This is a genomic window from Niabella hirudinis (assembly GCF_051201075.1).
In the GTDB taxonomy this organism is placed as follows: domain Bacteria; phylum Bacteroidota; class Bacteroidia; order Chitinophagales; family Chitinophagaceae; genus Niabella; species Niabella hirudinis.
Genome location: NZ_JBPEHJ010000001.1, coordinates 382,760 through 403,334, shown reverse-complemented (window position 1 = coordinate 403,334; position 20,575 = coordinate 382,760). Strand labels below are relative to the sequence as shown.

Below are 20,575 nucleotides of genomic sequence, written 5' to 3'. Positions count from 1 at the left end.
AATGCTATATTTACCAAAACTCCCACCCATGAGCAGTTTGATTTCAGCCGGTATTCATGTAAATGTTGAGGTGTTCTTCCAGCCTGAATATAGCAATGCATTGCAGTCTGAATTTATGTTTGCTTATCGTATTTCCCTCGAAAATTATAATGCTTTTTCGGTGAAGCTCCTGCGGCGCAGCTGGTATATTTTCGATAGTAACGGCAGTTACCGGCAGGTGGAGGGTGAGGGAGTGGTTGGGGTGCAGCCGGTACTGGCACCGGGTGAGAGTTACCAGTATATGAGCGGCTGCAATCTTCGCTCTGAAATGGGAAAAATGAAGGGCAGTTACGAAATGGAAAACCAGAACAGCCATCAGCTTTTTTCTGTGGAGATTCCGGAATTTGAAATGATTGCTCCCTCAAAATTTAATTGATCCGGGAGATTTTTTTTGCAACAATTTGCTAAAAATATTAGTTATATAAAACTAAATTAATTAGCTTTGTGTGAAACTGTTTTTATGCAAGCTATTGAATCCGTGGAAGCGGTGGCCGTTGCTGAATACCTTTTATTGATAACACCTCATGAAGAATTGTTTAACCGTATCCGTTTGGAAAAACAATCTTTCTTTGAAAAGTACCAGGCGCCGGAGGCTGTCCGGGGTAAGCCGCACCTTACCCTGGTGCGGTTTAGCCAGTTTGAGGGTATGGAAACCCGGATCCGGCAGCGGCTCCGCCATAAGGCTGATGAATGGATGCCCTTTTGCGTAGAACTGTCGGGTTATGGAAGTTTTCCTTCTCATACCATTTACCTCAATGTAGCTACCAGGACCGGAATCCAGAACCTGGTAAAGAGTATCCGTACCGACAGCCAGGCGCTGATGAAGCCGGATAAGGATCATAAGCCCCATTTTATCCTGGAGCCACATATCACGATTGCCCGCAGGCTCCGTCCCTGGCAATATGAAGCCGGCTGGCTGGAGTACCGGGATAAAAACTTCAGCGGAAAGTTTATGGCCAATGCCATGACCTTGCTGAAGCGAACGGATGAGGCAGCGCCATACAAAACAGTGGAGCGCTTTGAGTTTAAAAGCAAGCCGCTTTTGGCAAGGCAGGGGGTGATGTTTTGAATTTGGAAATTTGGAAATGTGAGAATTTGGAAATGTGAGAATTTGGAAATGTGAGAATTTGAAAATGTGGGAATGTGAGGATGTCTGATGGCTGATGGCTGATGTCTGATGGCTGATGTCTGATGGCTGATGGCTGATGTCTGATGGCTGATGGCTGATGGCTGATGGCTGATGAATCTACTAAGGTACGAAAGAGCCGGTTAGTACCTCAAACTGAAACCTGGAACGTCAAACATCAAACAAAAAAGCAACTATGGAAAAAAAATTAAAGCAGGATCATTTTAAAGTGTCTGTTTCAAAAAAGGAGGAGGTTCAACAGTATTTGCAGGGGAGGGGAGCCCAGATCAATACACCCAACCGTTTTCTTAAAAATGCAACCGTAAAAGAACATATTGAAGCAATTGATGACTGGGAGGAAGCCTGTTTGCCAACGCAGTATCTGGAACAGGAGGCAAAAACAATTGTGAACAAAGTGGAAAGTCCGGATGTAGGCATGGGGTACAGCATGAATGCCTATGCGGGATGTGAGCATGGCTGCATTTACTGCTATGCCCGTAATGTGCATGAATACTGGGGGTATAGCGCGGGCATCGATTTTGAACAGAAGATCATCGTAAAAACAAATGCGCCGCAGCTGCTGCGTAAACAGCTGATGCATCCCAAATGGGAGGCCACTCCCATTATGCTGAGCGGCAATACAGATTGCTACCAGCCGGCGGAAAAAAAATACCGGTTAACAAGGAGGCTGCTGGAAGTGTGCAATGAGTTTAACCAGCCGGTGGGCATCCTCACAAAAAATGCCGGCATCCTGAGGGATAAAGATGTATTGCAGGAAATGGCAAAAAAAAATATTGTCCGGGCCATGGTTTCCATTACTTCCTTTAATGAAGAACTGCGCCGGGTAATGGAACCCCGCACCACAACGGCCTTGCAGCGGCTGAAGGTCATTGAAGAACTGAGCGGCGCCGGCGTAACCATGGGCGTAATGATGGGCCCCATGATCCCGGGCCTGAACGAACACGAGATGCAGCGCATTATGAAAGCTGCCTCCGAACGCGGCGCTACCTTTACCGCCTACACGTTTATCCGGCTGAACGGCGCGATCAAATTGCTGTTTCACGACTGGCTATATAAGAACTTTCCGGACCGGGCGGATAAGATCTGGCACCTGATTGAACAAAGCCATAATGGTAAGGTGAATGATTCGCGCTGGGGCTTACGCATGCGGGGCGAAGGGCATATTGCCCAAATAATAGCGCAGCAGTACGCCCGCTATGGAAAACTGTATCAGATGAATGAGGGAGAAACCGGGTTAAGCCGCACCGCCTTCAGGAGGCCGGGGCAGCAGGGTACCCTGTTTTAACGGTTGGCTAGCTGCTTCCCCCCCCGGGCTAAAAATCCTTTGGAAGAAATAGTTTATACTTTTCCAGCACTTTCCCATCCGCGTAGAGCTCAAAGTTGATATACCCTGCCTTATAAAAATAAGAACGATCGAGTTTGAATCTTTTTTCCTTTACGTTTTTCAATTCAAACAGCGGCTGGTAATTTTCGCTAAAGAATTTTATATCATATTTTTTGGAATCCATGGGGAGTTCCACGCGTATATAGCGATCGGGGGTCATAAAAATATACCGCGACTGTATAAATCCCGCCGGCAAAAAACTGGCAGTATTAGGGGGCGGGACATTGTTGGTGTTTACATCTGTCGGAGGTGTAAGCAGGGAGGTATCTATCATGGGGCGCTTGGCTTTGGTCATTACATAACGGGATCCGTCCAGTAATACATAAACCCTGTAATACATGCTGTCATTGGGTGGATTAGGATCGGAGACGCCATTGTCTTTAAGGTTCGGATCCGGTGGTGCGCCTATCGACTGAAAATAACGGCTGCTGTCGTAGGAGCGTTGAACAGAGATCATTTTTACCGACGGGAAATTATGCGTCCAGGAAACGACCACCCGTTTACCAACCTTTAGTACCGAAAAATCTTTGGGAAGGTCTTCCTGTCCAAACGAGTGATTACTGAGTACAGATCCGATCAAGAGTAACAAAGCTATTTTTTTCATATCCAATACGCTGTATCTTCCGTAATTTTTGATTTGAACAAAGATAGGGCAGCTGGTTTTAAATAAACCTTAAAAAATGTAAGGATGAACCGGTCTTATCAGCGAAATCAACACCGCATTCGCTTTGTTTGTTTTGCGAAAAAGTTCAATAAGGATGGATGTGTCAATTGATACTGTTTTTTTGCCATTGGGTGATTTCTTTTCTGGTTTGGGCGCTCTTCTCAGCCTGCATTTGGGTGAAATTGAGTACTGTTTAAAAGACACTGGCTGTTTTGTGACTATGCGATTTTACATTTTTTCTTCCTCGTTTCGGTAAATGTCAGATGTGCCTCTGCCTCTTAAAAGATCAGCGTTTCTTTTGGTAGGGACCGGTTTCCCTGAAGGCCGCCGCTATGGATCACCAGGATATTGCGGTCGTTTTTAAATTCCTGTTCCAGCATGGACTTTACCCCATAAAAAAGCTTGGCCGTATACACGAAATCGGTGGGAATCCCTGTTTGCGTGTAAAATGTATTCATAAACTGAATCAGCGTGGCGTTATATTTTGCATAGCCCCCAAAATGGAAGTCGTGGTTAATAGCGGGGGCAGCAGCCAGACCAGGGAGGAGGGCATGGACCTCCGCTGATAACTGACGATGATTTTTTAAAACACTGAACCCGGTTACGGCTGTGCCCGGGCTGGCGGCATGCAGGAGCCCGGCCATCATGGTGCCGGTGCCGGTGGCGCAGCAGATCCGGTCGTAAACACCCGGGGGAATGGGGATGGTAGCGGCGCCCAGCATGCCGGGGATGCCATATCCACCCTCGGGGATCATCAGCCAGCTTTCGTTTCTGAACGGGGCAGGCAGTTGCTGCTGTTTGTAGGCTTCACGCGTAATAAAATGAAGCTCCATACCCAATGCGGCGGCATCTGTAAGCGTTTGTGAATGGTGCAGCGGCGCCTCACCGCGGATGATACCGGCACAGGGTATGCCTGCCTGGCTGCAGGCGGCTGCAGTGGCCAGGATGTGGTTGGAATAAGCGCCGCCAAAGGTTACTACATTTTTTCCCTGGCGGCGGGCGGTTTCCAGGTAAAAGCGCAGCTTATACCATTTATTGCCGCTGATAAGCGGATGCACCCGGTCCAGCCGGAGTACCTGCACGTTTGTATACCCGTTGCCCAGCCAGGGTGCCGGCTCCAAAGTTGCCAAATCTTCCTGAATTGCTTCCATTTTACCTATTTTTGAGATCTCGTTGCGTATAAATATATCAATCCGATACAAGACATAAAAAAAAATTGAATGAAACCTACATTAGTGATCTTAGCCGCCGGCATGGCGTCCCGTTACGGAAGTATGAAACAGGTAGAAGCATTTGGGCCTTCCGGAGAAACCATCATGGACTATTCCATTGCAGATGCTATCAGTGCGGGCTTTGGTAAAATAGTTTTTCTGATCCGGAAGCAGTTTGAAGCCAATTTCAGGGAATTGTTTGCGTCTAAGCTGGATGGCAAGGTGCATTACGAATTTGCCTTCCAGGAGCTGGATATGTTCCTGGATGGCGCCACAATACCGGAAGAGCGCACTAAACCCTGGGGAACGGGGCACGCGGTGCTGAGCACCCAACCTGTAGTGAACGAGCCTTTTGCAGTGATCAATGCCGATGATTTTTACGGAGCGGATTCTTTTCGCAAAGCGTATGCATTTTTAACAACGGCAGCTGATGAAAAGACCTATGCTGTTGTAGGATATAATTTGATGAACACCCTGTCGGACCATGGTACTGTTAACCGGGGTGTTTGCGGACTCGATGCCAACGGCAACCTGGAGAGTGTAGTAGAACGTTATAATATAGCTAAACAGGGTGCGGTGGTGATCTCTGATGATGGCCTGGAACCCCGTGAGCTTGCTGAAGATACAACGGTGTCCATGAATTTCTGGTGTTTTCATCCTTCGGTATATAGCTGGTATGCAGATCAGTTTAAAGTATTTATAAAAGAAAACCTGACAGTTCCCAAATCCGAGTTCCTGATCCCCGCCGTTGTGGATCATTTTATTAAAGAAGGCGGTGTGGTAAAAGTGATTAAAACGGACGCACCCTGGTTTGGCGTTACCTATAAGGAGGATGCACCTGCGGTTCAAAAACAACTGAACGACCTGATCGGAAAAGGGGAGTACAGCACCAACCTCTGGGGCTAATCATTGCATCATTCGGAACACAGATTAATTCACCAGGATTTCATCTAAAAATACCCAGGCTTTTTGGCCCTTGCCGGTATGCCATGAAGGAAGGCTGGTCACGGGTTTGGCAATTAATTTGATGACCTGTACCGGTTGTGCGGTAAAGTGGCATTCATAACCTGTGGTATAGGCTGGCACCACGGCAGTAGGCTGCACCGGCTGCAGCCGTCCCAGTAGTTTTAACGACTGGGCCGAAGCTCCGCCCCAAACCTGTAATTCATGAGCGGGCATAATAAAACTGTTTACGGAAACGAGCGAACCAAATGTGACGGAACTCACCGTTGCCGGTTGTTTAAAAAACAGGTAAGCTTCAAATGGTACTTTATAGCCGATCCACTCTTTTGTGCCAAAATTTTCGTTTCCTAATAGTGCATCAATAAGCGCTTTTCCCTCCTGTGCTCTTGCCTGGTACGCTTTTTCGGGCGCGGTAATCAGCTGTATACTGTCGGGTTGAATACTGCTTTTGTAGAAGCTTTCCTTGGCTACATCGCTGGTGATCCACCCGGGCAGATAAGATCTTGCCTTGACGGTAGCCGCCTGACTGATGGGAATGGGTTGCCGGTAAACAGGCGATTGAAGACTATCGGGTTCGCTGCCGTCAAGCGTGTAGCGGGTAACCGCACTTTTAATGGGGTTTTTTATTTCCAGCAAAAGGTTGTTTTTGAAAATCCGTTGCTGTGTTTTAAAAACGGGGGTACTTAGTTTTGCTATTACCGTATCACCTTTATAACCGATATTAAAAGCGGTTTGCGGAAAGCGGGCTTTCAGCGCAGCCAGATCATTTGTGGTAAGGGAGGTGTTCCAGATCTGAACGGTATGAAGCGTTTTTATTGGTGCAAGAACATGCAGTTGTGCGGGCTGAACGCCGGTTCCCGAAAGGGATAACTGCCGGAGATGCTGTAAGCCCGAAAGATACCGGAGGCCATTGCCCTTTATGGCCGTAAACGAGAGATTGAGCGTTCTCAGATTCCGGAAGGCGCCGATCGTTTTAAGATCTTCATCGGTTACCGGCATCCTGCTGAGCTGCAGGGATACTATATTGTTTTTAATTTTTTCAAGATCCTTCAACTGCGCCGCCTTAAACGCCGCTGTTCCGTAAAAGTCAACGGCAAGGGCGGGAGAGCCCTGGGCCAGGGGGGTTATTACCCGGTATTCCGTATTCAGCCCGGTGATCAATTGTTCATCAGCTGCGGCAAAATCGTAGGCCTCCTCTTCGTCATCGTTTTTAAAGAAGGAGGAAGCGAGCATTCGCAACGAATCGCCGCCGGGCAGGTCTACCACTTTTTTTGTAAAGCTGGCCCCGTCTTTTATCCATAAATAAAGTAAACTGGTTTCTTCCTCGGTAAGCTGGGGCTTTCCCTTGGGGGGCATATGCTCCTTGCTATCAGGTGGTAAATGAATGCGCTGCATGAGGAGGCCCAGGTCTGCAGCCGTGGTATCCCAGAGCTTCCCGTTCTTTCCTCCCCGGAGCAGGAGCTGGGTGGTTTCCATAATGAGCTCACCCTTGGCTTTATTACGGTTGTGGCAGCCCATGCATTTGTTTTCGAGGATGGGTTGTATCAGATGCGTATAGATGACGGCAGTCTGTAACGGCACTGCAGGTCCGGTAGTTTTGCTTATAACAGGGGCCAGCAGGAAATCGTTCCCATGGGTAATGGCGGCGCCTTTGTGGCCCGCAATTAGTAGTACCATGCAGCATGAAAAGCCCGTGGCTATAAGGGCGCCGCTATGTCCGCGGATCCGGCTGCGGAAAGCATACCAGCCGATACTTAAAAAGGAACAGGCTGCCCCCATCCATTTATGCATATAAAGGGCATCGCTGTCGTAGCCTTCTTCTTTTGATAAAAGGAGGCCCATCAGGGCGGTAACAACTGTTGTAAAGGCAGCGGCAAGCAACAGGGTATCGGCTATAGGCAGGAGCGGTCGTTGCCGCGGGGAGCGCAGCAACCATTCCAACAAAAAGGCCGCCAGCAACAGCACAATGGGGAAATGGAGCATCAGCGGGTGGGCCCTGCCCAGCACCTGCATATAGGCCGGCACCCGGAGATACGGATCAAAAATCAATAAAAATAACAACAGGCTGTTAAGGGCTATGCACCCGTTAAAGAACAGCTCCCGCCATTTCAGTTGCTTCATCATACTTTTTAAATAACGGGCTCTAATTTATAAGGGTACACTTTTCCGGAATTCCATTGGGCCACATAAAGGTTTTCGTCATCATCCACGCACACATCGTGCGGGTATTGAAAAGCCGGTGTGGTCTGATACAGCTCCTGCAGCTTCCCGTTGGTGTATTGAGGTGCAGATCCCGCAAGATTGGATACAACTTCGTTGTTTTTGTTGAGTATGGTTACAAAGCCGGATTTTTGATTCAGCTTGCTGCTGCTTTGTAGTACTGCTGCATAAAGATAGGGGCCGCGTATAACGGGGCGACAAACCCAGGCGCCGGGCATTTCCACGGTATCGATGTATACGCCTTCCATTGTGTATCTTTTAAAAGCATTCTGTTGTCTTGAGGTGATGATAAGGATGGGTTTCTTATGGCGATGGTCGATGCAGATGCCATGCGCATTAAGCAGGTGCCGGGGCTCATTGCCGCGCCCCCCAAAATGCCGGATATAACGGCCTTTAGCATCGTATTGGATTACAAAATCCTTTCCATACCCGTCCACCACGTAAATGTCTCCGTTGGGGGCTATGGCGGTTTCTGTGGGTATGTATTCTTCCGCTTTGGTATATGCGCCGGTTTCGCGGGGGTAATCCAGTGTCAGCAATACCCTGCCATCGATAGTGGTTTTAATAACCTGGTGCCGTTTGTTGTCGCAGATGAACAACATATCCGCTCCGTTTTCATTAAAGAGTGTAAGCCCGTGGGCACCCGGATATTCTGTGCCCCAGGCGCTTAAAAATTTCCCGCTTTTGTCGTAAATGAGCACATTGTTTTTTGTTTCATTGGTGAGCAGCAGGATGCGGCCTTTTCTATCCTGAACCATTTCGTGGCAGTCGTTTACCGGGTATCGGGCCACATCAGCCTGGCTCCATTGGGTATTTAAACGGTATCTCTTATTGTTATGTCCTAAGACCACTTCGTTTTTTATGAGCCAGTGCGGGGTGTACAGGATGCCGGTAACGCCGAGGGCCGTATTTTGAAGGAATTTTTTTCTGTTCATTTTTTTTGTTGGGATGTGAGATGTTGAATGTGAAAAGTGAAATGTTGTTGGTGAGATGTTGAATGTGGGAAGTGAGATGTTAGATGTGAAAAGTGAAATGTTTTTAGTTCTGATCCGTTTCCGGACATTTGAAAGTGTTGACCGGTTTTTGTTTTATACGTGATGCTATTTGTTTTGTTTTACGTTTCATGTTTAAGATTGGGGTGCTTCTACTCATCTGTGCCGGAGGGTAAATTTGAATGTTGTTTAATGTTGTTGAAGATGGTTGAATGTTGTTTAAGGCAGTTTTGAGGTCTCTGTTCTTTGCCCCGATCCGGGCTTCTAACGCCGGTAGCTTCCTGTTCACTATTCACCATTGACGATTCACATTTTCAAATTGAACCTATGCCATCAGGCCTGTTACTATTTTGCCGGCCACATCGGTAAGGCGATAGCGGCGCCCCAGGTGCTTGTACACCAGCCGCTCATGATCCAGCCCCATCAGGTGTAATGCGGTAGCATGGAAGTCGTGTACGTGTACCGGGTCCGAAGCGATGTTGTAGCCAAATTCATCGGTTTCGCCATAAACGCCGGGCTTAACGCCACCACCGGCCATCCACATGGTGAAACAACGGGGGTGATGATCGCGGCCATAGTTGTCTTTGGAAAGGGCTCCCTGACAGTAATTGGTACGCCCAAACTCCCCGCCCCATATTACCAGGGTTTCATCCAGCATGCCTCTTTGCTTGAGATCGGTCACCAATGCCGCAGAAGCCTGGTCCGTATCGCGGCACTGACCCGCCAGTTCACTGGGAAGGTTGCCGTGGCTGTCCCATCCCTGGTGATACAACTGTACAAAACGCACCCCGTTTTCCGACAGTTTGCGGGCCAGCAGGCAGTTGGCCGCATAGGTGCCCGGCACCAGACAATCGGGGCCATACAATTTAATAATAGATTCGGGTTCTTTGCTGAGGTCGGTTACCTCCGGCACGGCAGTCTGCATGCGGTAGGCCATTTCATATTGCTGTACTTTGGCCTTTATTTCCGGGTCGCCCACCACGCCGTAACTTTCATTGTTAAGCTCGGAAAGATGATCCAGCATTTTTCTGCGTTCCGTTTTGCTCATGCCATCCGGGTCGTTGAGGTACAGTACAGGGTCTTCGCTGTTACTGAATTGAACGCCCTGGTGAATGGAGTCTAAAAAGCCATTGCTCCAGAGTTTTGAATATACGCCCTGGCCATTGCCTTTTCCTTTAGATAGTAATACGCAGAATGCCGGAAGGTTCTTGTTTTCGCTGCCCAGGCCATAGCTAAGCCAGGCGCCCATGCTGGGGCGGTTGCCCACCTGTGCACCTGTTTGAAAGAAGGTGAGGGCCGGATCATGATTGATGGCTTCTGTATAAATACTTTTTACGATGCAAAGGTCGTCTGTAATGCGGGAAGTATAAGGCAGCAGCTCGCTGATCCATGCCCGGTGGGCTCCGTACTGGTTAAATTTAAAGACGGAGCCGGCCAAGGGAAATTTGGCCTGGTTGGCTGTCATGCCGGTGAGGCGCTGTCCCTTTCGTATGGATTCGGGCAAGTCCTGCCCCTGCATTTCATTCAACTTTGGTTTATAATCAAAAAGGTCCAGCTGCGAGGGTGCACCATTTTGAAAGAGGTAGATAATGCGTTTGGCTTTGGGCGCAAAATGCGGGAGGCCCGAAACAATGGCTTCTTCCACATCCTTGCTGCTAAAAAGATCCGGGATAAGCAGGGTGCCCAATGCGGCGCCGCCAATGCCCATTCCCAGCTTTGTAAGAAAGCGGCGGCGATTGTGGTGGAGGCCATGCTCCAGTATTTCTTTTTCCATATCGTAATTTCTTTTGTCAATATTTCTTAATGTGTTTTATCCCTTCACTATCGCTTCTTCCATATTATAGATCATGTTGATCACCCGCATCAGCGCTGCCGCTTTTGTGCGGTTGGCCGGGCTTCCGGTGTGCGGATATTCGCCTACGGCCATTGTTTTTTCTGCCTCGGCGCTTTTATTTTTGAATAAGACCAGCTGGTCTGCATAATATTTTTTAAGAATCTCCATTTCCCGTGCAGCGGGTTTGCGGCAAAGGACGCTTTCAAATGCCGTGCTGATGGCCATATCAGTATTGCCTTCCTTCTCCGATAGCTTTTCCGCAAAAACCCTTGAGGCTTCCAATACTGTGGGGTCGTTCATCATGATGAGGGCCTGCAGGGGCGTGTTGGTGGTTAGCCGGTTTACTTCGCACTGATCCCGGTTGCTGGCGTCAAAGATGATCATGGAGGGCGGGGGTACCGTAAGCTTAATAAAGGTATAGATGCCCCTTCGGTAAAGCGCCTGCCCGTTATCCTGGGCGTAGGCCGTAAGGGCGCCCCTTCCGGAGGTGGCGGCTTCCCACAATCCTTTGGGTTGGTAGGGCTTTACACTGGGCCCGCCTATTTCTTTATTCAGCAGGCCACTGCTGCCCAATACCATATCGCGGATGCCTTCTGCCGGCAGCCGGATGCGCGTTGCTCTTGCGTAGTATACATTGTCCGGGTCCTTTTTAAGATTATCGGGGCTGGTTTTTGATGATTGCCGGTACGTAGCTGACAGCAGCATTTTTTTGATCAGGTACTTCATGTTCCACCCGTGTTCCATAAAATCCGCGGCCAGCCAGTCGAGCAGCTGCGGGTGTGTGGGCAGGTTGCCCTGCATACCAAAATCGCCAATCGTTTTTACAATGCCCTTGCCAAAGAGCTGCGTCCAGAGCTGATTTACAAATACACGGGCCGTTAGCGGATTCTTTTTGCTTACCGTCCATTTTGCCAGTCCCAACCGGTTGGGCGAATAGATGGTGGTGTCAAAATCCATTACTGCCTGTAGAGCCCCGGCCGTAACTACTTCGCCATGCTGGTCATAAACACCCCGGTTAAGTACGTAAGTGGTACGCAGGGTATCCAGTTCGCCCATTACCGATACGCGCACACCGGCAGTATCTTTTTTATTAATAAAGGTGAGCAGGTTTTTGGTATCGTCCGTTGTTAGAGTCAACACCGGCGTTTTGGCCGGGCCGGAGTTTACCAGGCCTTCCAGGCCCTGCTCTTTGCTGGTATTAAAAAAGGCAAATAATTTGTAATAGTCTTTTTGTGAAATGGGGTCGTATTTATGATCGTGGCACTGGGCGCATTCGGCAGTCATAGCCAGTATGCCTTTGGAAAAGGTTTTTACTTTATCAATGGCGTATTCTACCCGGTACTCTTCGGGTATAACGCCGCCTTCTTCGGTTATTTTATGGTTGCGCAGGAAGGCTGTGGCCAGCAGCTGTTCTTTGCCGGCATCGGGCAGCAGATCGCCGGCCAGTTGCCAGGTGATGAACTGGTCGTAGGGCATGTTATTATTAAAGGCGTGAATCACCCAATCGCGATAAGGCCATTGGGTGCGGATATCATCATCCTGGTAACCGTAACTGTCGGCGTACCGCGAAATATCCAGCCAGTGGATGGCCATTTTTTCTCCAAACTGCGGGCTTGCCAAAAGCCGGTCCACGGCCTTTTCATAGGCGGTGGCGCTTTGATCTGCTTCAAATTGCCGCTGCATTTCCAGGCTGGGGAGCAAACCTGTAAGATCCAGTGATATGCGTTTGAGCAGCGTGCTTTTATCGGCTTCTTCGTTGGGCGCAAGGCCGTGATCCTGCATTTTTTTGACAGTAAAATAATCGATCTCGTTTTTTACCCATTCTTTATGATCGATTTCGGGGAGGGCCGTTTTTTGGGGAGGTATAAAGGCCCAGTGTTTTTCATAACGGGCCCCCTCTTCGATCCAGCGGGTGAGGATGTCAATCTCGTCCTTGTTCAGTAAACCCAGGTGCGACTCGGGCGAAGGCATCTGGTACTCGGGGTCGGTCGATGTAATCCTTTTGATCAGCTCGGATGCGCCCGGTTTTCCGGGCACGATGGCAAAAGCGCCCTTTGTTTCCCGCAGCGGGGCTTTGGCATTGGCTTCGATATCAAGACGCAGCCCTGCCTCCTGTTTGTTTTTATCCGGACCGTGGCAGGCGAAACATTTGTCGGAAAGAATGGGCCGCACATCATAGTTATAACTGACCTTGTTTTTTGAGGGGCTTTTTTTATTGCTGCAACCGGAAGCCCAGCAAATAACTGCTGCTGTTATCAGCACTAAGGTGGTAAGCGATATCGTTGTTTTCATCTTTATGTAATCGTTCAAAAAGAAGTTCTCTATCCGTAAATTTAAGCATAATTGATCGTTTGAAGGAGGTTTTAGCCGGGTGTAAGGAAATAAAAACAGGGAGGTATACATGGTCGGCAAACATGTAAATGTTATTGTTTGCCAGTGATGCGGAGTTATTAAGAATTGCGTTTTTTACAGATTGCCTGTTTTTTTAAAAAAGAGCGATATTTATTTCTTTGTATTTCGGATTTTCACCTATATTTGCAGCCCGTTAGTTCTGTTTAAAGTTTGAGATTCAGATCATTAATGATCACTTTAAACTAAAATAAAAGCCCGGGTGGCGAAATTGGTAGACGCACTGTCTTCAGGTGGCAGCGTTCGCAAGGATGTGCTGGTTCGAATCCAGTCCCGGGCACAAAGCCCTTTCGATAAAATCGGAAGGGTTTTTTTTTTGAAGCGTTGGGAGCCGCGCTTTCAGAAGCTAAAAAGGCTTTGTTAAAACAAAGTCAGCTGTTCGGGGGCAAGCGGAACACCGGGGCTGCCGGAAACGGTATAAACCGGAGTTTCCCGGTATCGCGAGGCGATTATAATTTGGGTTGTTGTTGCCTGTTTATGAAAAAGATCACGAACCAGGTCGGGGTTATTGTTATCTGCCGAAAGATGGGAGAGGAGCAGGTGGCTCATATACACAGGTCGGTGGGAAAGAAAAAGATTCAATGCCTCTGTGTTGGATAAATGTCCCTGGCCGCCGCAGATTCTTTTTTTCAGATGGTAAGGATACCGGCCATTTTCAAGCAGCGTTTCATCGTAATTGGCCTCCAGGAAGGCCGCATGACATCTTTGGAAATGCGTACTCACATTTGCACAAACTTTGCCAATATCCGTAAAAATGCCGATACAGGTATGGCTGTCCTCTACCGTAAAACTATGCGGATCTGCGGCATCATGATATTTTGAAAAAGCATTAATAATGAGCGCGCCAACTGCGATGGGTACTGCTGCATCCAACGGCCGCACAAGGGCGGGGTCCAGCTGAAGGCCCGCGTAACGCAGCGTGGCGGAGGAAATGTATACGGGAAGCTGATGTTTTCGGGATAGTACTTCGAGCCCCCTGATATGATCGCCATGCTCGTGCGATATGAATACCGCTTTTACTTTTTTCATAGACAGTCCCAGCCGGGACATTCTTTTCTCGGTTTCCCGGCAGGATAGCCCCGCATCGATCAATACCGCTTCCTCATCGTTGCCGATATAATAACAATTGCCATTACTTCCGGAATTAAGAGAGGTAAAACAGAGGCTGCTCATGCTGCAAAATACGTTGTTTCGCGACATCATCTAAATGCCCGTAATAGCGGCTACTGTTAAAAATCTATTTTATGATCTTAAAGAACCGCTTCCAGCGGGGACCATTTTCATAGCTGAACCATATCATGGCGGCCTTGCCCACCACATGATCTTCGGGTACAAAGCCCCAATAGCGGCTGTCCTGGGATTTGTGGCGGTTATCGCCCATCATCCAGTAGTAGTCCATCTTAAAAGTGTATTGATTGGTGGGGGTGCCATTGATGACATAAGTGCCGTTTGCATTTTCGGTCAGGGTATTCTTTTCATATACCTGGATGGCCCGGCGGTACAAGGCAATGTTTTGCGGATTTAAAGTAATAGTAGCCCCTTTTCTGGGGATCCAGATCGTGCCAAAATTATCTTTGTTCCATTTAAAGTGCAGCGTATCAAAAGGGAAAACACCAGGTTCTGTAAATCCTGCTGGTAACACGTCTTTTACAATGCTGTTAGGGTCAATTACCGAAATCTTTTTCAGGATATCCAGTTCCGGAAGGGTAAGATTAATGCTGTAACTGCCTCCGCTTATAACAGAAAAATCGGGGCTGTTGCTTTCCATGTTCAGCCGGATGCCGGACTCCCGCAGGAAATCGGCATCAATGGGTGCATTGTTCCTGGTGCGGAAGGTATAGAAGGTAGCGGAAGTGGGCGAGATGTTGCCCGGCTGGTTATTGATATACACAATGCCATCCACAATTTTTAGCGAGTCGCCTGCAATTCCGATGCAACGCTTAATATAGTTATCTGTTTTATCAACCGGGTGCACGGCCAGCGGCTGAAATTCAGGGTCGTTCAATACGCGGTCTCTGCCCAGCATGCGTTCATACATATAATACGGCTGGGCCGATTGATAACCGTCTTTATTGATAACCGTATCTCCCTCGGGGAAGTTGAATACAACGCAGTCATTCCGTTTTACAGGAGATGCAAACCACCGGATATAAGGCAGCTCAATAAGCATGGTATAGGATTTGGCTGTACTTCCGGGCAGGTAGTTGTGTACAAAAGGCACCGAAAGCGGGGTGTTGGGTATGCGGGGGCCGTAGCTGAACTTGCTTACAAAAAGATAGTCATTAATGAGCAGGGTTTTTTCCATCGAGCTTGATGGGATTACATAGGCTTCAAATACAAAAATTCGGATCAGCGTAGCGGCTACCACAGCAAAGATAGCAGCATCCACCCACTCCCTCCACGCGGGTTTCTGATGATGTTTGACGCCTTCGGCTTTTATAAAACGGGCGTCTTTATTGCGGGCCAGCCAGGGAAAATAAAAGGGTGCCAATAAGGATGCAAAAAAATGATCGGCAAAAGAAAACCGGCAAAACACTTTTGCAAACTCAATGAAGATCCCTGGTGTGATGAACCAGCCTACAACCGGGATAAACTGCCAGAACACCCAATGTTTGGGACGTCCGGTAATTTCCTGCATCACCCAGGTGTTGTAAAACGGCACATAGGCTTTCCACGATGCATACCCGGCCCTTTTAAACAGGGGAGCCAAACCAAAGGAAGGAAGAAATACTAACAGGATACTGATCAGGTATACAACAATTAAATGGTGCAGTGGCATCGATTCAAACTATTTTAATCAACAAATTTATTGTAAAGGGGGCACAATGTTGCCTTTTGCTTTACAGAATTAACAATTTGCTCCTTTTTTAAATAAAAGAGGCTGCCCAAATATATGGAAACAGCCTCTTGCTATAACAAAAAATCTTTATTTACGTTTTTTTGCGGCTGGCTTTTTTATAGCCGGTTTTAAAGCATTATTACCGGTGCTCTTGTAGGTGTCTGCTAACTTAACGGCTTCGTAAGCATTAACGATGCCCCCGGATACAGAAAGATCTGCAAGCCGAACTTCAGCCAGCGTTTGAGGGTTGGTTACCATTTCGTCCGGTTTTACAACAGACCGTTCGATGATCTCTTTTACCTGTACCGCGCTCAGATCAGGGTAATAGCTCATAATCAGCGCTGCCAGGCCTGTAACTACCGGGGCTGCCATGCTGGTGCCCTGCTGGTTGCCATATACGTTTCCGCCCGGAAGCGAGGAGTAAATCAATACACCGGGTGCAAAAACATCCACTTCTTTTTTACCATAATTGGAAAACTTGGCTACAAGTCCGCTTTTTGCATCGGGTCCGCTGGCGCCAACAGTGATCCAGCTGGCGGGCCGGCTTTTATCGATGTAGTAGGCAGAAGGAAAATTATAAGTGGTATCATTGTTCTCCTTATCATTTCCGGCGGCATGTACCAGCAGCACGCCTTTATCCACTGCATATTTTACGGCATCATCCACCCATTTTTTTTCGGGTGAAAAACCCTTACCAAAACTCATATTAATGACGCGCGCGCCATTGTCGACCGCATAGCGGATGGCAATGGCTATATCTTTGTCGTGCTCATCTCCATTGGGTACGGCCCGCACTGCCATTATCTGCACATTATCTGCTACGCCGTCCATTCCTTTGTCATTGTTCCGGGCGGCTCCCACAATTCCCGCCACATGGGTGCCATGCATGGCCGACTCGTCATCTACCGTAAGGTTATTATTCCCATAATAACGGTCGTTGATGTCGTTATAATTATCTTTTACCACTTCATCGCGATAGGCCTGTGGCGGCCGTTTTTTATTATTCATTTTTTCTACATCGCCCTCCACTTCTGACAGCAGCTCCTTATTGGTAATTTCATCACTGTTGTTCTCCTGGCTGATAGAGGTCAGAAATGCTTTGAACTGGCTGGCGTTGGCGGTGGCGGCGCGGTAACCGGCGAGATCTTTAACGGTATATTTTTCTTTTTTCAGATCGATCCGGATGATTTCGTCGCCCATCTTCATCATTTTAAACGCGGTCTCAAGGAACAGATCATCCGACCCGTTCTCATCGGGTTTAAAAATTTCCTCCTTGGCGCGCAGCCAGGTTTGGTAGGACTCCTGATCGGTTTGAGAGATCTCGCTTTCTGCCTTCCCTTCAAATTTGTTCTTCCATTTCCAGTATACCCGGGCGGCTTCATAGGAGTCTTTTGTTACATTTGTTTTCCCGTCCCGGGCACCAATAAAGTTCCATCCATGTACATCATCGATATAGCCGTTTTTGTCATCATCAATGCCGTTACCGGGAATTTCATCCTTGTTGATCCAGAGCACCGGCCGGAGGTCTTCATGGGTGGTATCAATGCCGGAATCAATGATTCCTGCTATAACCGGGGTGCTCTTCCTGTTTTTTGACTTCAGGAAATCATAAGCCTTGTTCAGGCTAATGCCGTAATACCCATCTGTTTTGAGGTCTTTGAGATGCCATCCCTTTGGAACATCCGACTGACCGTATCCTGTCATCAACATGGTGCTGCCCAGCAGGACCATTCCGGTTCTTCTTAACAATTTCGTCATGTACTTTGGATTTCGTGGTACAAAAGCTGCAAATTTAGCGGATCTGTTTTTAAGATTATCTTAAAAGACAGCTCTTGTTTTATACGATGTTACCCGCATTTTAAGCGTTGCACCATCGTTTTTCTTTAAGTAAACTTTATCATTACAGGTCAAAGCGGATGCCCTGGGCCAGTGGAAGCGCCGTGCTGTAATTGATGGTATTGGTTTGTCTTCGCATATAATTTTTCCAGGCGTCACTGCCGCTTTCCCTTCCGCCGCCGGTTTCTTTTTCGCCCCCGAAAGCGCCCCCGATTTCGGCGCCCGAAGTTCCGATGTTTACGTTTGCGATGCCGCAATCGCTGCCCGCACAGGAAAGGAACTGCTCGGCTTCTCTCAGGTTCAGCGTCATAATGGAAGAGGATAATCCCTGTGGCACCGCGTTCTGGATGTTAATGGCTTCATCCAGTGTCCGGTACTTCAGCAGGTAAAGGATGGGTGCAAAGGTCTCTTCTTTTACTATAGTATAACTGCTTTTTACTTCTGCAATACAGGGTGTTACATAGCATCCGCTTTTGTAGTCGGAGCCTTCCAGGATGCCTCCTTCCACCAGGAAGGTTCCGCCTTCGGTCCGGCATTTTTCGATGGCATCCAGGTAGGATTGAACGGCGGCTTTGTCGATCAGCGGTCCCATGTGGTTGGCGGGGTCCAGGGGGTTGCCGATCCGGAGCTGGCGGTAGGCCTGTTTCAGTTTTTCTTTTACGGTTTCATAAACGGCTTCATGGATGATCAGCCGGCGGGTGGTGGTACAGCGTTGCCCCGCGGTTCCTACAGCCCCAAAGAGTGCACCCATTATGGCAATATCGAGGTCTGCATCCTGCGAAATAATGATGGCATTGTTGCCGCCCAGTTCCAGCAGCGAGCGTCCCAGCCGGCCAGCTACTGCCGTGGCCACAGCCTTGCCCATACGGGTGGAGCCGGTGGCAGAAACAAGTGCGATACGATGGTCTTTCGTCATCCATTCCCCCGCTGCAGCATTGCCTGAAATTAAATTGCAGATACCTTCCGGAGCATTGTTTTGTTCCAATATTGGTGATATGATTTTTTGGCAGGCAATGGCGCAAAGCGGTGTTTTTTCAGAGGGCTTCCAGATGCAGACATTGCCGCATACCCAGGCCAGCATGGCATTCCAGCTCCATACAGCAACGGGGAAGTTAAAGGCCGAGATGATGCCGACAATACCCAGCGGGTGGTATTGCTCATACATACGATGACCGGGCCGCTCGCTATGAATGGTGAGTCCGTATAGCTGCCGGCTAAGCCCCACTGCAAAATCGCAGATATCGATCATTTCCTGTACCTCGCCCCAGCCTTCCTGCAGGCTTTTTCCCATTTCATAGGAAACGAGGCGGCCAAGCGCATTCTTATGTTGCCGTAATGCTTCGCCAATCTGCCGCACCAGGTCTCCCCGCCGCGGAGCAGGCCAGCTGCGCCATTCAAGGAAAGCTGCCTGTGCTTTTTCTACTACCTGATCGTATTGAGCGGGTGTGGTGGAAGACAAGGCTCCAATCAGTGTGCCATCTGCAGGTGAGCTGGATTGCAGGTCGCCGGCAGCTGGTCCCAGCCAGGTGCTGCCGGTGCTGGTACCGCAGTTTGCATTTTCAATCCCCAATGTTTTTAAAAAATCCATAGCTGTACTTTGAAACGGGAATTTACGAAAAATAAACCGTAGGTTTAAACCGCAAGGAGCGCAAGGCCTCCGCGAGGTTCGTGAAAGTATTTTACCCCGGCCCCCTGCTTGCGACCTTTGCGGGTTCTTTGCTTACTTAGCGGTTAGGTCTTAAACCGCAAGGAGCGCAAGGCCTCCGCGAGGTTCGCGAAGGAATTTTACCCCGGCTCCCTGCTTGCGACCTTTGCGGGTTCCTTGCTTACTTAGCGGTTAAATCTTAAACCACGTGTTGAAGCTCAATCTGCCTGTGCGGATTTTCAAATCTTAAAAAAATCGCTGATTTCCTGTAAGTTTGGAGTATTGGCCGGTATAAAAAAATAAATAGCGTTATATGGATCAAAAACGGATAAGGGTGCTGGTTGCGGGCTGCGGAAATATGGGTAGTTCCCATGCAGCGGCTTATCACCAAATGGATGCTTTTAAAATCTGCGGATTGGTGGCGCGGGGTAACAGTAATGCAATACTAAACGAGCGGCTGGGCGCCGGCTACCCGCTTTTTTCCGATTACTACGAGGCGCTGGCCGCAACACAACCGGATGCGGTGTGTATTGCCACCTACCAGGACAGTCACGAAGACTATGCGATTGCTGCATTGGAGGCCGGCTGTCATGTATTTATTGAAAAGCCGCTGGCCGATTCTGTTGCCGGAGCTGTAAGGGTGGTAGAAGCTGCAAAAAAGCATCATAAAAAACTGGTGATCGGCTATATTTTAAGACACCATCCCTCATGGATCAGGTTTATTGAGCTGGCCTCCGGACTGGGAAAGCCGCTGGTAATGCGGATGAATCTGAACCAGCAGAGCAGTGGTCATGCGTGGCAGGTGCATAAGAAGTTCCTGTCGAATATGAGCCCCATTGTGGATTGTGGCGTACATTATATTGATGTAATGTGCCAGATGACCCGGTCAAAACCGGTGCAGGTAACTGCCATAGGGGCCCGGCTTTCGGAAGAAGTGCCGGCGGATAATTATAATTATGGCCAGCTGCAGATCCGTTTTGAAGACGGATCGGTAGGGTGGTATGAGGCGGGGTGGGGCCCTATGATCAGCGAGACCGCTTTTTTTGTAAAGGATGTAATCGGCCCCAAAGGCGCTGTTTCGATTGTAGCTAAAAATGCCGGGAATGCCGGCGCCTCATCAAATATAGATGCGCATACAAAAACGGAATCTATTTTATTGCACCATGCAGATGTGGATGGGGACGACCGGTTTACCAGGGCAGACGAATGGATTGATTTGCACGATGAACCGGATCACCAGGAACTCTGCAACCGGCAGCAGCATTATTTTTATAATACCATCCTGAATGACACGGATCTTACCGATCACATGAACGATGCGGTAAATAGCCTGCGGATTGCTTTTGCCTGTGATGAGTCCGTAAAGACCGGCCAGGTAGTAAAGCTGTAGGC

15 protein-coding genes and 1 tRNA gene are annotated in these 20,575 nt (G+C 48.6%); 6 read left to right on the top strand and 10 right to left on the bottom strand.

Translation table 11 applies throughout. The features are described from left to right. Positions 1 to 28: 28 nt before the first annotated feature. The 3 genes from apaG to GGU45_RS01405 all read left to right on the top strand — a co-directional run bounded on the left by apaG (position 29) and on the right by GGU45_RS01405 (position 2,471). A complete protein-coding gene (gene apaG, locus GGU45_RS01415; RefSeq protein WP_435221349.1) occupies positions 29 to 415 on the top strand; it encodes a Co2+/Mg2+ efflux protein ApaG in 387 nt (128 codons plus the stop codon). An 84-nt stretch (positions 416 to 499) separates the two neighbouring features. Next, positions 500 to 1,108: a 2'-5' RNA ligase family protein gene (locus GGU45_RS01410; protein WP_435221347.1), complete on the top strand. Its 609-nt coding sequence runs from the start codon at positions 500 to 502 to the stop codon at positions 1,106 to 1,108. Between the two features lie 253 nt (positions 1,109 to 1,361). Beyond that, positions 1,362 to 2,471 carry a PA0069 family radical SAM protein gene (locus GGU45_RS01405; RefSeq protein WP_435221345.1) on the top strand — a complete coding sequence of 370 codons (1,110 nt, stop codon included), beginning with the start codon at positions 1,362 to 1,364 and terminating at the stop codon, positions 2,469 to 2,471. Positions 2,472 to 2,499: 28 nt separating this feature from the next. Here the strand turns inward: GGU45_RS01405 and GGU45_RS01400 are convergent, their stop codons facing one another. Both GGU45_RS01400 and GGU45_RS01395 read right to left on the bottom strand, forming a co-directional pair. Continuing rightward, the gene (locus tag GGU45_RS01400; protein ID WP_435221343.1) at positions 2,500 to 3,159 is read right to left on the bottom strand and encodes a hypothetical protein; all 660 of its coding nucleotides are present in this window, start codon (positions 3,157 to 3,159) and stop codon (positions 2,500 to 2,502) included. A gap of 353 nt (positions 3,160 to 3,512) precedes the next feature. Then, a complete protein-coding gene (locus tag GGU45_RS01395) occupies positions 3,513 to 4,385 on the bottom strand; it encodes a 1-aminocyclopropane-1-carboxylate deaminase/D-cysteine desulfhydrase (protein ID WP_435221341.1) in 873 nt (290 codons plus the stop codon). 69 nt (positions 4,386 to 4,454) lie between these two features. On the opposite strand from GGU45_RS01395, the gene GGU45_RS01390 reads away from it, so the two are divergent. Further along, a complete protein-coding gene (locus GGU45_RS01390) occupies positions 4,455 to 5,351 on the top strand; it encodes a sugar phosphate nucleotidyltransferase (protein ID WP_435221339.1) in 897 nt (298 codons plus the stop codon). 24 nt (positions 5,352 to 5,375) lie between these two features. Here GGU45_RS01390 and GGU45_RS01385 read toward each other — a convergent pair whose 3' ends face one another. The 4 genes from GGU45_RS01385 to GGU45_RS01370 all read right to left on the bottom strand — a co-directional run bounded on the left by GGU45_RS01385 (position 5,376) and on the right by GGU45_RS01370 (position 12,746). Further along, on the bottom strand, positions 5,376 to 7,532 hold the full coding sequence (locus GGU45_RS01385; RefSeq protein WP_435221337.1) for an FN3 associated domain-containing protein: 2,157 nt from the start codon (positions 7,530 to 7,532) through the stop codon (positions 5,376 to 5,378). 5 nt (positions 7,533 to 7,537) lie between these two features. Next, on the bottom strand, positions 7,538 to 8,563 hold the full coding sequence (locus GGU45_RS01380) for a 6-bladed beta-propeller (RefSeq protein ID WP_435221335.1): 1,026 nt from the start codon (positions 8,561 to 8,563) through the stop codon (positions 7,538 to 7,540). 382 nt (positions 8,564 to 8,945) lie between these two features. Then, positions 8,946 to 10,394 carry a DUF1501 domain-containing protein gene (locus GGU45_RS01375; RefSeq protein WP_435221333.1) on the bottom strand — a complete coding sequence of 483 codons (1,449 nt, stop codon included), beginning with the start codon at positions 10,392 to 10,394 and terminating at the stop codon, positions 8,946 to 8,948. Positions 10,395 to 10,430: 36 nt separating this feature from the next. After that, entirely contained in the window at positions 10,431 to 12,746 is a 2,316-nt protein-coding gene (locus GGU45_RS01370; protein WP_435221332.1) for a PSD1 and planctomycete cytochrome C domain-containing protein, read from the bottom strand. 313 nt (positions 12,747 to 13,059) lie between these two features. On the opposite strand from GGU45_RS01370, the gene GGU45_RS01365 reads away from it, so the two are divergent. Next, positions 13,060 to 13,143 (top strand) — tRNA-Leu (locus GGU45_RS01365). Between the two features lie 80 nt (positions 13,144 to 13,223). On the opposite strand, the gene GGU45_RS01360 is transcribed toward GGU45_RS01365, so the two are convergent. From GGU45_RS01360 to amaB, 4 genes are all read right to left on the bottom strand, one after another. Further along, positions 13,224 to 14,036: an MBL fold metallo-hydrolase gene (locus tag GGU45_RS01360; RefSeq protein WP_435221330.1), complete on the bottom strand. Its 813-nt coding sequence runs from the start codon at positions 14,034 to 14,036 to the stop codon at positions 13,224 to 13,226. Between the two features lie 64 nt (positions 14,037 to 14,100). Next, positions 14,101 to 15,642: a signal peptidase I gene (gene lepB / locus GGU45_RS01355; RefSeq protein ID WP_435221329.1), complete on the bottom strand. Its 1,542-nt coding sequence runs from the start codon at positions 15,640 to 15,642 to the stop codon at positions 14,101 to 14,103. A gap of 147 nt (positions 15,643 to 15,789) precedes the next feature. Then, positions 15,790 to 17,460, bottom strand: coding sequence for a S8 family peptidase (locus GGU45_RS01350; RefSeq protein WP_435221328.1), 1,671 nt, complete (start codon positions 17,458 to 17,460; stop codon positions 15,790 to 15,792). 142 nt (positions 17,461 to 17,602) lie between these two features. Continuing rightward, positions 17,603 to 19,126 (bottom strand): L-piperidine-6-carboxylate dehydrogenase, encoded by a 1,524-nt coding sequence (amaB, locus tag GGU45_RS01345; protein ID WP_435221326.1) that lies wholly within the window; start codon positions 19,124 to 19,126, stop codon positions 17,603 to 17,605. 370 nt (positions 19,127 to 19,496) lie between these two features. On the opposite strand from amaB, the gene GGU45_RS01340 reads away from it, so the two are divergent. Then, positions 19,497 to 20,573 (top strand): Gfo/Idh/MocA family oxidoreductase, encoded by a 1,077-nt coding sequence (locus GGU45_RS01340; protein WP_435221324.1) that lies wholly within the window; start codon positions 19,497 to 19,499, stop codon positions 20,571 to 20,573. Positions 20,574 to 20,575 lie beyond the last annotated feature (2 nt).